Raw genomic sequence first — 14,465 nt, 5'->3', positions numbered from 1 at the left:
TACTGGATTAAGTGGTACAGCGACTATTACCAATGCACCAACATCCTCTTCAAATGCGGGTACTTATAACCTCAAATACGCCAGTGGTCTGTTATCTACTAACTATGTATTTAATGAAGCAGCTAGTTTTGTATCTTATGCAGTTAATCAAGCCCAAGCCTATGTGATCGTTACTTCTGGCCAGTCGAGCACTTATGGTGCAACACCAACGATCAACTACACTTTTAATACCAATAGTGCCGGCACCGGATCAGTGATCTCGGCATCGCCTACTGGATTAAGTGGTACAGCGACTATTACCAATGCACCAACATCCTCTTCAAATGCGGGTACTTATAACCTCAAATACGCCAGTGGTCTGTTATCTACTAACTATGTATTTAATGAAGCAGCTAGTTCAGTTGCTTATACGGTCAACCCAGCAGTCTTAGATCTGACTATCTCTAAAACCTACAATGGCACTACTGGATTTACCAATGCTAATACCTACACTTTAAGTGGTACCCGTTACAACGGTGATGCAATGCCTACCATTACCAGTGGGTCGGCAACAAGCTCGAGCGCCAATGCTGCGACCTATACCAGCTTTGCTAGTAATGGTTTGACGCTGAGTAATACTAATTACACACTCACTGGTGGTACTGTAACGGCAACTATTAATCAAGCACCTCTGGGTATTGTGATTAATGGTGTCTACTCAAGCTCGACAACCATTACGCCTACCGGTACTCCAACGATTACTGGATTAGTTACCGTAAGTGGCACTACCGAAACTTTGGTACCTACTAGTGTGAGTATCAATAGTGCCAACGTTTCTAGTAATGGAGCGAACTATGTGACTGCGATTAATAGCAAAACAGGTACAGCGAACCTCGCTAACTATACGATTACCTCTGCCTATAACGGCACCTTGGGAACCACGACAACCAATACCGCTAATTTAACAGGCGCTCCATTAGGCATCTCGGTGACGGGTACTTATAACGGCTTGTACTCGATGACACCGAACTCCGTATCGACTGTAGGATTAATAGGTGGTCAGACCTTAACAGGTTTAACTAGCGTGTCTTTAAATTCTAAAGATGTGACCAGTAATGGCAGTAATTATGTGACCAGTGCTTCAGGCGTAACTGGAACTGCCAACATCAGTAATTATGTGATTACTGCGGCGTATAACGCTGCAAGTACCTCAACACAAAACGTAGTCACGCTCAGCGCTGCGCCATTGGGTATTACCGTGACTGGTAACTATAGCGGTAGCACCGTCATTACGCCTAGCTCAATCACCGTAACTGGTTTAGTCAATGGTGAGACCTTAACTAGCTTAACAAGCGCTACTTTAAATAATGCTAACGTCTCAGCTAATGGCGCAAATTATGTGACCGCTATTAGTGGTCCTACCGGAACTGCGACCCTCTCTAACTACAGTATCACGAGTGCGTATAACGCTAGCTCTGGTACGACCCAAAATGCAGCTACGATTAATGCAGCAGTCCTCTATGTCACCGCCGGATCTTCGCAAAAGTTTGTAACTGAGTCTGATCCAGCAGGTTATGGTGGCGTAACTTATAGTGGCTGGGTTGCTGGGCAGGGTACATCAGTACTCAATACTACTGGGCTTACTATCTCGCGCAGTACACCAATCGTGAATACTGCCGGCACTTATGATCTAAACGCTACCGGGCTATCTGCTAACGGCGGTAACTATACGTTTACTTATCGTTCTGGAGTATTTACGATTGTGCCGGCAGACACCTTGGCTGTGGTTATGAGTAATACCTCAACTACTTACGGTACTGCGCCTACCTACTCGATTACTTCAGCAAGATATTTGAACTCGGGCAACAGTACGATTTACAACTTAACGCCTAGTGTGAGTGGTAGTGTAGTAACGATGAGTGATGGCTCTGGTGGCAGCGCGACCTTTACCTTGACCCCAGTCTCTTCTTCTGGCGCAAGCTCTATTACTAGCGGCTCTGGTAACTATAAAGTGGACTCTTACACCTTAAGCGCGACTAATAAAACGATTGTGAGCGATAACTTTAGTAGTTCGATTGTGGTTACTGGGGCATTAACAGTCTCTTCCTTGGGCATTAACCCAAGCAGTATTTTGGTGACTGGGTTGAGTAAAACCTATGATGGCACGACTAATGTGTCTGGTTTGACATTAAGCGCTTCTTCTACCACCTTTAAAACAGGGGACACTGTGAGCGTAACGGGTTCGGGTAATTTTACGAACGCTAACGTAGGTACTGGTAAAGCGATCACAATTTCTCCAGGATTAACTGGTACTGATGCATCTAATTATTATCTGACTGGTAGTGGCACTATTAGCACTACAGGGACTATCACGCAGCTAGCCTCAGTCACTTACACAGGCACTTCGGGTGGTAACTGGTCAAGTAGTGCTAACTGGGCTGGCGGTGCTACTCCGACCTTAAGCAATGTGGCAACCGTCATTATTCCTAATGGCAAGACTGTGGTGTATGACGCTGGTAATTTAACGGCCCTAACGCCTACTTCTGCGATTACTGATAACGGCACGCTTAGTTTTACTGGATCGACCGCTACTTCTTTTGCCAATACGGTATCTGGTACAGGATCGATTAGTCAATCGGGTACTGGTGCTTTAACCCTCACTGGCACCAATACTTATAGTGGAGGCACTAACTTGGCATCCGGTTCTAGTCTCGTTGCCGGTAGCAGCAGTGCATTAGGTACTGGCGCGCTTACTTCTTCTGGTGGTTCATTTGGAACAACTAGCGTGACGCTGCCAAGCCTAACGATTAATGGCGCAGTTACCCTCACGACAGGTATTACGACGACAGGCAATCAAAGCTATAACGGTACCGTGAGTCTCAATAACACCAGCGGCACTACTACCTTAAGTTCTAGTGCAGGCAATATTAGTTTTGCTAGTACCCTTAATGCTGGTGCTGCTTCGCAATCCTTAATATTGAGCGCGGCTGCAGGGCAAGTTAGCTTTAATGGTCAAGTCGGTGTTGCAACCCAGACTTATAATGCTGGTACTCAAAGCTATAGCCCAACGAGCTATAGTAGCTATCAATCCCAATCAAGCAACAATCTGATGAGCTTAACCGTAACTGCCAATACGATTAATCTGAACGCGGATATTAGTACTGGGTCAACTCAAACCTATAACGGCGCCTTATTGGTAGGGGATAACGGTAGTAATGGTGCAACTCGGGTCTTGTTATCGGAAGATCCAGCGATCACCTTTAACGGTACGGTTAATGATGCCGCTAGCGGTACACATAATTTATTTGTTAAAGCAGTCACCACCGCGAGCGATACACCAACTATTACCTTTAATGGCATTGTTGGTGGTACTGCGCCATTAGCTAGTTTGACGGTTTATACCGGTACGCAAGATACCAGTACTGGCGCAGCCTACAGCGCAATTGCCAATACTCCTGCTAATTATGTTGGCACCGTTACTATTACTAACAATGTCACCACTGTCGGTAGTCAAACTTACACCACCAATGCATTTGCACTGGGCGATAGTACGCAAACTAATCAAAATTTAGCGTTTACGTCGCAAGATGGTAGTGTGACTTTTAATAGTGGTACTGGTGTGGGTAGTGGCTTTACCCCGGCTAATGCCAGTTTGACAATCACTGGAACCGTTGCTAGTGGACAAAGCGTGACTGGATTTCCGGGATCAGGAAACTATCAAACGGTTTATGTGGGTGGTAGTTCGGGCTCTTCTTCTGGCTCTGGGGGATCATCTTCTGGTTCAAGCACCGCTAGCTCTGGCACAAGCACTGAGACTGCTGGAACGAGCACCAGCTCTACAAGTGCTAACTCTGGAACTTCTAACTTAGGCAGCAGCATCAATGCTGGTGCTCTGGCTAGTGCCTTATCTAACATGCCAACTTCTTTTGGCGGCGTCATGTCTACTGGTGTTGAAGTGGCAATGTCTGGACCGGTAGCGCTAGCTAGCAACGTGGTTGGTAATAGCGTTGCTAATACTGGTTCAAGTCAATCTAGTACACCAATAGCTGGGACTTCTGCTTCAACTTCAACTTCCACTTCTACTTCTGCTTCATCTTTCACTGGTGCAGATAGTGGCGTCACAGTGCAGGTGCAAACTCCAAGCGGTACGATTACTTTGCAATCAGTAGGTGGCAGCAGTGGTGGCGGTAGCACAAACGGCTTTAGCTTTACTGTACCTGAAGCAGTCATTGCTAAACCGACAGATGCCGGTGGTGATGGGACCAAAGGATATGTGTTTAAGGCCCAATTGGCTGATGGTTCACCCCTTCCAAGCTGGTTGAGTTTTGATAGCAACACTAATACCTTTACAGCCATTCAAGTGCCACCCAATGTCGATAGCGTCAAAATTTTGATTCAGACGGTAGTGGGCAATCAAGTAGTGGGTACAACTCCCATTGAAATTAATCCTTCGCAAAATAGAGGTAAGTAGTTTGAGTGCTTTAGAACATCACTGTGATACATCGCCACATAACCAGTTTTTGCGGAATATGCGGGTAATGCAGTGCTTATCTTTTTTGATGATTAGCTTGATGTGCTCTTTAGTAGTCTTGATGAACTGTTCTAGCGCCCAAGCAGAAGATCTTGCGGCTTATCAAGACTGGCGTGTACAAAAAACCCTTAATTCTATAGAGGCCTATACCGCCCCAAATGCAAATGCTTCTTTTGGGCTCTATTGCATCGGTGATCAATGTGTTTTTTATCTGCATGACGCACTTCGGTGTCAGCCCGGCAGCATCTCTCCAGTACTCATGAGTAGTATCGGGTCAGCCGCATCAATTTCCATGCAGTGCACTCAAGTGGGGGGCAATTTATTTCAAATTCTGCAGCCCTTTACCGCAGTATTAAATACTCTAAAGACTAGCGGAATAGTGAGTTTTGCAGTGCCATTGCAAGCTGGCACTTTTGGAATCTCAAGCTATAGCTTAGCGGGCTCTGCTGAGGCAATCAAACGCGCTTTATTTGAAGCGGCCAAGAGCAAGGAGCCAGTTCCTCAAGTTCCTCCAAAGCCGCCTATCCCAGGGTCAAAAAAGCTACAAGAGATCAATATTTGATTCTGAAGCTTGCTAAAGTTAATTTTAAATAACTCAATATCAAGGGGGTGATGATGATTTCTAAAAATGATGAACAGGTGCTTAAAGCTTTAAGTGAGAGCTTTAACACAAATCTTTTGCAAAAGAAAAGCATCATGGAATCTTTGGAGTATGCCATTAGCATCAACAATACAATTTATCCCAAACTCAAGAGCGCTCAATTGAATGAGATTCTCAAGCTCTTTGCTCATGAGCAAAAACCAAAAAATAATGCACAACTACGCTCTTTGATTATTGAAGTGTTTCAGGTGGTGATGCAAAAACATATCAATCCAGCCTTGGGCGATGCAGAATTAAAAGAGGCTTTGGAAGATAACATTGTCAAAGCAAATCTTTGGTAATAGATTAGTTTTTTATCTCATTTTTCGAGCAAAAAATAAACTTTTTAATCCAATGCTCAATGACTATGACCAAGCTATGAAATTAAAAGTATTAGCAGGACTTATGGCTCGTAAAAGAAAGCATGATCATCATGCCGGCTTTACACCGCTAAGTAATGGTGAGTATCATATCCGAGCTCTTGATGGCAATCAATTTCAAATCACTAAACCGAATGGGGTGATTTGTTATCTATCTAGTGCCAAGCTAGAAGAAAAGATTCAAGCCAAATCAGTCGCACTCATGGAGTAGTCACTCGCGGTCTTCAGTATCCTTAAGTAATACTTAAACAGATCTAAAGATTAGTCATCGACCTCCTACAATTTGTACATTCTTCCCAACCCAAATAAAAAAGCCCCGCAGAAGTGAGGCTTATGTACGACTCGAGACATAGTTTACGTTTTATACCGGACACATACTTTACAGTTTTAGGCATAGGAGGGACCACTCTATGCCGTGGAATGAAAGTACGAAGATGGATGAAAAGCTCAAGTTTGTATCTCGTTACCTGAATGGCGAGAAGATCTCAACCCTGTGTGCCCAGTTTGGCATTTCTCGGGTGACGGGTCATAAGATCATTGAGCGCTATAAAGACAGTGGTTTGGAAGCCTTCACAGATCGATCAAGAAGGCCTTTTAGGCAAGCTAATCGGCTACCCTTCCAAGTCGAGCAATTGATTGTTAATCTCAAAAAAGAGTTCCCGACCTGGGGCGCTCCTAAACTACGCGACCGCATCCACACCCACTATCCTGAGCTAGTTTTGCCAGCCAAGAGTACGGTGCACGCAGTTCTGGATCGCCATGGTTTAGTCAAAAAGAAACGGCGCCGGTATGGCAAGCTTGAAGGTACCGCATTAAGCAATACTCAAACCCCCAATGCCCTGTGGTGCGTAGATTACAAAGGGGAGTTTATGCTGGGTAACCGCAAATACTGCTACCCGCTCACAGTCACTGACTATGCCTCGCGCTTTTTAATTTGTTGTGAGGGCTTAGAGAGTACTCGTGAAGCGCAGGCCTTTACCGTCTTTGAACAACTCTTTAAAGAATATGGCTTGCCAGGCTCAATCCGTTCAGACAATGGCGTACCCTTTGCCTGCGCTAATGCGCTCTATGGTTTGAGTAGCTTGTCGGTGTGGTGGCTGCGCTTAGGGATTGGGATTGAGCGCATTAAGCCCGGCAATCCTCAGCAAAATGGCCGCCATGAACGCATGCATTTAACGCTCAAACAAGCCACAACCAAACCACCAGCCAAAACCTTATTACAACAGCAAGATAAGTTTGAAGACTTTATCTATGAGTACAACTTTGAGCGGCCCCATCAAGCACTAGAGATGAAAAAACCTGCAGAGTTGTATCAACCGTCCACTAGGAGATATGAAGGACTAGGGATTTAAGTGATGTCTTATCTACGCGAGAGCGTTACTTTAAGTAACGCTTGTTAAGATCGCTTACCTATGCTAATATGCATGAAATTTCAATAAAAAATCATGCAAAAAGAGCCAGTAAAACCATCCTTAAGTACATCGCCTGAAGTGTGCAATAGCGCATTGGGGAGACTTCGCTCGCACCTTAAGGGGGGTCATGTCTATAGAAGAGAGGATCTTTTAGGTGACTCCAATGCAGTTGACCGTCATTTAAAACAATTGGTTGATGCGGGTGATTTAGAAAAGCTGGCGCAAGGGCTGTATTACGCACCTAAGTCCTCCGCTTTTGGCAGAGTGCCTCCAAAAGACGAAGATTTAGTAGAGGCTTTTCTAAAAGACCAAGACTTTTTGCTGCTCTCGCCTAATAGCTATAACTCACTGGGCTTGGGAACAACTCAGCTCTATAACAAGACTGTGGTGTATAACCATAAACGCCATGGCGTCTTTAAATTAGGTAATAGAAGTTTTGAATTTCGGGTAAAACCGCGCTTTCCAAAAAAGCTGGATAAAGAATTCTTATTGGTGGATCTATTGAATAATCTAGATTCGCTTGCCGAGAATAAAGATGATGTATTGGCTAAGGCAGAGAAGCAGTTAAATAAGTTTGAAACTGCTAAATTGCAAAAAACAGTTAGTGCTTATGGGGCAGGAAGAACGAAGAAGCGGGTTTCATCTTGGTTGCGTGATACGCAGAGAGCGAGTACTTAGTGCTTTTGCATGAACATAAGGATTTCAAAGATCTGATTGCTACTGTATCAGACAATATGGGTATTGATCCCACATTGGTTGAAAAGGATTATTGGATCATGCATTGCCTTTGGGGATTGCAGCAACAAGGATTTACATTTGAATTGAAAGGCGGAACTTCATTATCCAAGGGGTTTGGGCTCATTCATCGCTTTTCCGAAGATATTGATATCCGCATTGAGCCGCCAGCAGGCATGGATGTTAAGACTGGCAAAAATCAAGATAAAGAAGCGCATATAAAATCTCGATCTGCTTTTTACGATTGGGTTGCCAGTGAGTTGAAGATTCTTGGTATACAAGATGTTGTACGAGATCATGCATTTGATGACTCAGAAAAAATGCGCAGTGGTGGGGTCCGCTTAAATTACCAATCAATAATGCCATCGTTGGGTGGTTTAAAGGATGGTGTTTTATTAGAGTTAGGATTTGACGATACGGCACCCAATCAGCCGGTAGATATTTCATCATGGGCATACGATTATGCAATTAAGTACGTCAAAGACATTGATGACAATAGAGCAAAAAATGTCTTGTGTTACTTGCCTGAATATACTTTTGTGGAAAAACTGCAAACCATCTCTACGAAGTATCGCCAATACAAAGATGGCAAAGGATTTCCTAAGAACTTCCTAAGGCATTACTACGACGTATATTGCTTATTAGATTATCCATCAGTGTTGGAATTTATTAAGACTGATAGGTATCAGACTAGGAAGGTAGAGCGTTTTCCCAAGTCCGATAACTTAATCATTTCTCAAAACCCAGCTTTTCTTCTGAGTGATTCGGAAGACCGAAAGTTGTTTGAATCAGAATATCAAAAAGTAACTAGCCTATATTACAAAGGCCAGCCAAATTTTCCTGATCTATTAAATCGGATTAGTCAGCATCTAAAGGCTTTGTAGGTAAATCCATTTTGGAGCAACGAAGTGTTAGATGGTTGCTCCAAAATTCCTTTGGTTTTGAAAACCAAAGAGTGAGCCAGTAGTTCTTTTAAATGCATGAATTTGCTTACACATTTGCTTACACACCGACGCTGACCACCCGCAGAGCCCCTGTTTATAAGGGTCTACCTTGGATGTCTGCTCTCATAACGAAAGTTGTGCCTTATGCGTGGAAACTGCATAAGGGATGGTGTCAAATTCGGAGAAAGCTAAAGGTAGAAATATCCAAGCTAACGCCGAGCGAAGCTTAGTAGAAATACTTTGAACGTGTAGAGACTAGACGGCACCCATCTAAGTCGAGCAATCGATATGATGAAGGCATAGTCCAGGGAGTAGTGAAAGCTACACAAACCGGAATCCTTTGGTCCCAGGTTCAAGTCCTGGTGGGCCCACCAGAAATAAAAAATACCAACCTTCGGGTTGGTATTTTTTATGGTTACTTTAAGTTATACCTATGATGTATTTCTAAATACTTGAATTCCTTTTGGGAATGGTGTGGGAGAAAATTATTTAATTGATAGACGTTTTTCAATCCAAGTGCTCAGTAATGCTGCTAGCTCAATTGAATTGTCATCTTGCATTAACATATGCGTATTTCCTTTTATGCCAATTTCGGGCAGAACGAGTAATTCAGCTTTGCCGCCTTGCGCATTGACCTTAGTAACAAATTCTCTGCAAGCTTTTAGTCGTGGGGCCCATCTAGTTGATAGTTCAACAAAATCTCCAAACATGATCAGCGAAGGTATTCTTAAGTAAGGTGTCAAATCAGAATCTGCTGAGGGGCATGCTGCTGGCTCAATTGAAATAATTCCGGCAATACCGTCGTTGCTAATTTTTGCGGAATTAAATGGAAAAATACCAGATTGTGAATGGCTGATTAATACAGTTTTTTTGAGCTCTTTTGATAGCGTTGACAATGCTATTGGTGTAGCGTTGGGTTCCTCGAGTCCATAGTACCAGTCGGCTACCATCTGTTGCCAAAGCCCCTGTTGTGAGGCAACTGGAAATCTTTGACTCTCAAACGTCTTTGGATATTCAGCACCAAAGCGAAAGATTTGCCAGGCACCCTCATGGCTAGCAGCAATTACAGTTGGTAATTTTTCAGGCGGCACTTGATTGGTTTTTACTGCATTAATTTGCGAGGCCGCATTGACTGCAGAGCGGCCACGTCCAACTTGATCAATCACATAGGTTGGAAAGCCTCTGCGGATAAAGTATTCATTCCATCCCATGCGATTGTCTGGAGTTGATTCCCAGGTTTTACCTGTTAGGCAGCAGCCATGTATTAGGACGACGGAGGTCGACTTGGCTTTAACAGGAATTTGATAAGCCACATACATCTGATCTAAAGTGATCGTACCTTTAGAGCCAAAGGCTGGCATGGTTGATAGGGTGTCGGATGTGACGTCTTGACCCCCAACAAAGAAACTTCCCTGCTTGTTAATAATGAGCGGTGCTTTTAGAGCTGATTCTGAAAGGGGTGTTATTGGGTAGTTTTGGGAAAATGCGGAATGTGCAATAAAAGCGCTTGCTATTGATATGAATAAACGTGCCGCATAAACATTGATCTTCATTAAATCTCCTTTTTTAGTTTTAACTTAATTGAATGGTTCCTATATCTGAAACATCCTTATATTTTTTCTTCGCGTTATTACGATATAGCACGTCAGAGGGTTTGGGGTTAGTACTAGTTTACCCATTGAATTAGTAACCGGATATTTTTTGTGCGCTGCACTAAATTTATGCTGAGGTTGAAAAATACTACATGCTATTCTTGTTCGAAATTAATACAACAAGGAGACCGACATGCGATATCAAAAAAATCTTATTAATAAGTTACTTGCAGCAAGCTTTTTCATCAGCAACTTAGCGATTGCACAAAACATTCCAACAGCAAAGCCTGAGGATGTTGGTATGTCATCTGCGAGATTAAAAAATGTGAAGGCCTCTTTGCAGGCTGAGGTAGATAAAGGCAATATTCCTGGTGCGGTAGTCATGATCAACCGCAAAGGAAGGTTGATTTATTCAGAGGTGGTGGGTTATCAAGATAAAAGTACCAATAAGCCTATGAGCAAAGATTCTATTTTTAGAATCTATTCAATGACCAAGCCGCTAGCATCTGTTGCAGCAATGATTTTGGTGGAGGAAGGCAAGATGCAGTTAGCTGATCCAATCTCTAAGTTCATGCCTGAGTTTGCCAATATGCAAGTTAGCGTAGGAACAAAAGATAGTAGTGGCAATATGGAGTACTCCTTAGTGCCTGCAGCAAAGCCAATCACCGTACAGGATCTTTTACGCCACACATCAGGAATTGGCTACCCAGAAATTACTTCTAACCCCAATATTAAGAAGGCATATACCGATGCTGGTCTTTATGTAACTGGCGGTACTGACTATGATCAACGTCGTGTAACCCCGCAGGAAATGATTGAGGGTATTGCAAAGGCGCCTTTAAGTACGCAGCCTGGTACTAATTGGGAATATGGGATGTCGGTAGACTTATTGGGTCGTGTGGTTGAGGTTGTTTCTGGAAAGCGTTTGGGTGAATTTTTACAGGATCGTGTATTTACACCTTTACAGATGAAGGACACTGCATTTTCTGTCCCTGCGGATAAGAAGTCACGTATTGCTGAGCCTTTTGCTACGGACCCATTTAATAAGGCTCCAATTAAATTGTTGGATGTCACCATCAAACCAAGCAACGACTCTGGTGGCGCAGGAGCAGCGGGTACTGCAGGCGACTATATGAATTTTGCCAGCATGATGCTTAACGGCGGCGAATTAAATGGTCAAAGAATTTTGTCGCCCATGACTGTTAATTTGATGGCATCAGATATGCTGGGTAATAGAACAACCGTTCCGCTTTCGCCTGGTCAATTGCTGATGGGTGTTGATGGCTACACCTTTGGTCTGGGCTTTATGGTTCGCCAAGGACAGGGTCTGGCATCGGTTGATGGCTCTCCTGGTGAATACATGTGGGCTGGAGCGGCAGGCACTTTCTTCTGGATTGATCCAAAAGAGCAATTAGCCGTAGTGGTCATGAGCCAAGTTCCAGGTCCTATTCGTCCTTATTACCGTCGCATGATTAAGCAGCTAGTTTCATCCGCAGTAATTAAGTAAGCTAAGCTTTAACCTAAAACCCTCATCAGAAATGGTGGGGGTTTTGTCATTTGGGAGTATTGCTTGGGGTAATAAAAATGAAGACTATCAATTTATAAACAATCCCTAGGGTAAACCAGTCCTTAATTGCTTCTAAATAAAGTGAAATTTCAGGTGATTGGGGGCTCTTTTCGATGTGTATTATTAGTAATACATTAAATCGGGCGGTAGCAATGAAATTTCATAAAAATGCCATAGTAGTTTTTACTTTATTTTCTATTCATTCTTTTGCTCAGACTTTCCCAAATGATGGGTATTCAAGGCCATATACACCAATTACTCCAGCGCCAATCTTTATTCAAGGTCCGCCTAATCAGGCGAATATGCTAATAAGGCAGCTCTCGAATAGTAAAAATAATACTTATATTCTTCCTGCAACGCCATCAACAACTAACTGGGGATATTTTGATGCTGGTGTTCCACCTGCATTAACTATTAAATCTGGAGATACGGTCATTATTGAAACGCTTCCAGCGGGCGGTGGTCAAGTTGCTCCTGGAATTACTGAGGCACAAATCGACTCTATTAACGAAGACCCAATGTTTCCAGGTCGAGGTCCTCACACTTTGACTGGACCTATCGCTGTTGAGGGAGCTCAAAAGGGCGATATTGTGGCAGTGCGTATTAATAAGATTCGTATGCGTAGTTACGCAACCAATAATAGTGCAGCAAAGGCGGGTCTTTTCTACGATAAATTTCTACCAAGGGTTGATAGTTATTACTTAGATAATGACAAAATGGAAATGCAGTTTGAGTCTAATATCGTTGTTCCTCTTGCCCCTTTTCCGGGAATTCTGGCTGTTGCACGCTCCAAAGAAGAGCAGCTTTTGCCCTATACAAACGTTCATTCATTCAACGAAAAAAATCCTCCATCACCACAAAATTCTGGTTGGTGCGTAAAGATGCCGGGATCATTAGCGGGAACAATTGGCTGTGACTCTAAGCAGCCTGGGGCGTATGGGGGTAACTTGGATTTGCGGGAGATGACGGTAGGTTCAACTACTTATCTTCCAGTATTTATAGATGGCGCTTATATTTGGACGGGTGACTCCCACGCCGCACAAGGTAATGGAGAAGTTGATTTAGATGCATTGGAAACGGCTTTTTCAGAACTTAATGTAACGATTACATTGATTAAAAAGAATGAACGTAAAGAATTTGGGTTTTGGCCAGTAATTGAAACCCCCAAGTCTTGGGTAACGGTTGGCTATGATTTAAATTTGAATCAAGCCTTAGAAAATCTTAAAACTGAAACAACACGCTTTATTGAGAGCTCTAGAAAAGTCTCGAAAATTGAGGCAGAAAAAATAATGATCCAAAATTGGAATTGCCCAATTTCTGAAGTGGTCAATGAAGTTTTGGGAACTTATTGCATTCTTCCGAAGAAGCTTAATGCTAAAAAAGCTTTGGATATTCCAAAAGAAGATAACAAAAAATTCTGGGTAAGCTATGCAAGTGATCCAAAGGATCTGATGGCCGCTATGAAGGAAGCATCCATGAAGTCTATTGGGAAGATGTCGAAAAATCTTTCCATCACCGAAGACCGCGCCTATAGATTGGCTACCTTTGTGATGGATTGCCGTATTGGCCGCCCAAAAGAAGGTGCTTATGATGTTTCTTGCATGGTGCCAAAGAGTATTTTGCGCCAAGAAGCTAAAAAGAGAATATAGGGTGGGGTATGTTCGTTACTATGCGGCTATTAAAGAGGTTATTCTCAACACGCCTGGTTTCATAGAGGCTTAAAGTGTTTTTTGGTAAGAGGTTGGTTTATTTATTAACATCATTGCTCTTATTGGCGGGCACGAATTGCGCTAAAGCAGATGATGATTGGGATGATTTTTATATTGGGTATCGCTATGGCTTTAATTATTCTGAGCCATATGAGGGCAACGCGATTCCAAAAAACATCCTCACATTCTCATATTCTGGAAGCTATATATATGGCACTAATTATGCCAATCTAGACGTATTGCAATCTACGAGTGGGGATCCTGTATTGGGTAACCATAATCAGGGGGCAACCGAAGCGTATTTTGTCTACCGCAATGTTGTCTATGCCAGCAAAGTTTTTGGTGGTAATTATCAATATGGTTGGATGCGTGACTTTGGTGCCACCGCTGGATTTGACTGGAATACAAAAAATAACGCTTACCAATCAGAAAAGAGAATGTTGGTAGTTGGTCCCACCATCATGCTGGATGTGCCTGGATTCCTGAATGCAAGTGTTTTGGCTCTTTGGGAAAGTAATCACCCAAGTAATTGTGCCTATGCTAATAACATGCCAGCTAGTACCTGCAACCCTGCCACAGCGATTCCAAATGGCCGGTACTACTATAAGCTGCATCCATCCTTTAACTTAGTTTGGGGCGTGCCTTTCGAGATTGGAACATCCCGTTTTCTTTTCAAAGGTTTTCTGGATTACATCGCCACAAAAGGTAATTTAGAGAGTGGAAATCCTTCCGGACCGGAAACGCATTTGGATACAGCCATTATGTATGACCTAAGTCCTTCATTTGGCCTTAAAAGAGACATGTTGCAAATTGGTTTTGAGTATGAGTACTGGCTGAATAAATTTGGCAATTACAACAGTGGTAGTGCTGGTAATCCGGCTTATAGTTCGCCGACACTAAATTCTCCTAATGGTGCCCTTGGAAGTACCCCGGCAATCAGAATTGAATTCCACTTCTAACTGATTGCATTATGTGA

General features: G+C 43.1%; 11 protein-coding genes. 10 read left to right on the top strand and 1 reads right to left on the bottom strand.

Annotated elements, in window-relative coordinates; translation table 11 throughout:
• From ICE89_RS11385 to ICE89_RS11355, 7 genes are all read left to right on the top strand, one after another.
• Window positions 1-4,450: S-layer family protein (locus ICE89_RS11385; RefSeq protein ID WP_216265971.1), on the top strand; the 4,450-nt coding region annotated here is incomplete at its 5' end.
• A gap of 121 nt (window positions 4,451-4,571) precedes the next feature.
• The gene (locus ICE89_RS11380; RefSeq protein ID WP_216265970.1) at window positions 4,572-5,072 is read left to right on the top strand and encodes a hypothetical protein; all 501 of its coding nucleotides are present in this window, start codon (window positions 4,572-4,574) and stop codon (window positions 5,070-5,072) included.
• A 50-nt stretch (window positions 5,073-5,122) separates the two neighbouring features.
• A complete protein-coding gene (locus ICE89_RS11375) occupies window positions 5,123-5,452 on the top strand; it encodes a hypothetical protein (RefSeq protein ID WP_216265969.1) in 330 nt (109 codons plus the stop codon).
• On the top strand, window positions 5,430-5,741 hold the full coding sequence (locus ICE89_RS11370; RefSeq protein WP_216265968.1) for a hypothetical protein: 312 nt from the start codon (window positions 5,430-5,432) through the stop codon (window positions 5,739-5,741). Before ICE89_RS11375 ends, ICE89_RS11370 begins: the two co-directional genes overlap by 23 nt.
• Window positions 5,742-5,940: 199 nt before the next feature.
• Window positions 5,941-6,882 carry an integrase core domain-containing protein gene (locus tag ICE89_RS11365; protein ID WP_216265967.1) on the top strand — a complete coding sequence of 314 codons (942 nt, stop codon included), beginning with the start codon at window positions 5,941-5,943 and terminating at the stop codon, window positions 6,880-6,882.
• A gap of 93 nt (window positions 6,883-6,975) precedes the next feature.
• Window positions 6,976-7,620 carry a DUF6088 family protein gene (locus ICE89_RS11360; protein WP_223146587.1) on the top strand — a complete coding sequence of 215 codons (645 nt, stop codon included), beginning with the start codon at window positions 6,976-6,978 and terminating at the stop codon, window positions 7,618-7,620.
• The gene (locus ICE89_RS11355) at window positions 7,620-8,561 is read left to right on the top strand and encodes a nucleotidyl transferase AbiEii/AbiGii toxin family protein (RefSeq protein WP_370625367.1); all 942 of its coding nucleotides are present in this window, start codon (window positions 7,620-7,622) and stop codon (window positions 8,559-8,561) included. The genes ICE89_RS11360 and ICE89_RS11355 overlap by 1 nt, the downstream gene beginning before the upstream one ends.
• Before the next feature lie 545 nt (window positions 8,562-9,106).
• Here ICE89_RS11355 and ICE89_RS11350 read toward each other — a convergent pair.
• Window positions 9,107-10,174 (bottom strand): esterase, encoded by a 1,068-nt coding sequence (locus tag ICE89_RS11350; protein ID WP_216265966.1) that lies wholly within the window; start codon window positions 10,172-10,174, stop codon window positions 9,107-9,109.
• A 232-nt stretch (window positions 10,175-10,406) separates the two neighbouring features.
• Between ICE89_RS11350 and ICE89_RS11345 the strand changes: the two genes are divergently transcribed.
• From ICE89_RS11345 to ICE89_RS11335, 3 genes are all read left to right on the top strand, one after another.
• Window positions 10,407-11,720 carry a serine hydrolase gene (locus tag ICE89_RS11345; protein ID WP_215303355.1) on the top strand — a complete coding sequence of 438 codons (1,314 nt, stop codon included), beginning with the start codon at window positions 10,407-10,409 and terminating at the stop codon, window positions 11,718-11,720.
• Between the two features lie 212 nt (window positions 11,721-11,932).
• A complete protein-coding gene (locus ICE89_RS11340) occupies window positions 11,933-13,429 on the top strand; it encodes an acetamidase/formamidase family protein (RefSeq protein WP_216265965.1) in 1,497 nt (498 codons plus the stop codon).
• Between the two features lie 74 nt (window positions 13,430-13,503).
• Complete coding sequence (locus ICE89_RS11335) at window positions 13,504-14,448, top strand: outer envelope protein (protein WP_370625366.1); 945 nt, start codon at window positions 13,504-13,506, stop codon at window positions 14,446-14,448.
• Window positions 14,449-14,465: the final 17 nt, after the last annotated feature.

This window comes from Polynucleobacter sp. AP-Kaivos-20-H2 (assembly GCF_018882215.1).
In the GTDB taxonomy this organism is placed as follows: domain Bacteria; phylum Pseudomonadota; class Gammaproteobacteria; order Burkholderiales; family Burkholderiaceae; genus Polynucleobacter.
Note: the sequence above shows the minus strand (reverse complement) of the source record. Positions and strands in the feature narration are given on the sequence as shown.

Bases quoted from the DNA above. Each gene is read 5' to 3' on its own strand.
- ICE89_RS11350 (WP_216265966.1), bottom strand. From the start codon at position 10,174: ATGAAGATCAATGTTTATGCGGCACGTTTATTCATATCAATAGCAAGC.
- ICE89_RS11360 (WP_223146587.1), top strand. From the start codon at position 6,976: ATGCAAAAAGAGCCAGTAAAACCATCCTTAAGTACATCGCCTGAAGTG.
- ICE89_RS11340 (WP_216265965.1), top strand. From the start codon at position 11,933: ATGAAATTTCATAAAAATGCCATAGTAGTTTTTACTTTATTTTCTATT.
- ICE89_RS11345 (WP_215303355.1), top strand. From the start codon at position 10,407: ATGCGATATCAAAAAAATCTTATTAATAAGTTACTTGCAGCAAGCTTT.
- ICE89_RS11380 (WP_216265970.1), top strand. From the start codon at position 4,572: ATGAACTGTTCTAGCGCCCAAGCAGAAGATCTTGCGGCTTATCAAGAC.
- ICE89_RS11375 (WP_216265969.1), top strand. From the start codon at position 5,123: ATGATGATTTCTAAAAATGATGAACAGGTGCTTAAAGCTTTAAGTGAG.
- ICE89_RS11365 (WP_216265967.1), top strand. From the start codon at position 5,941: ATGCCGTGGAATGAAAGTACGAAGATGGATGAAAAGCTCAAGTTTGTA.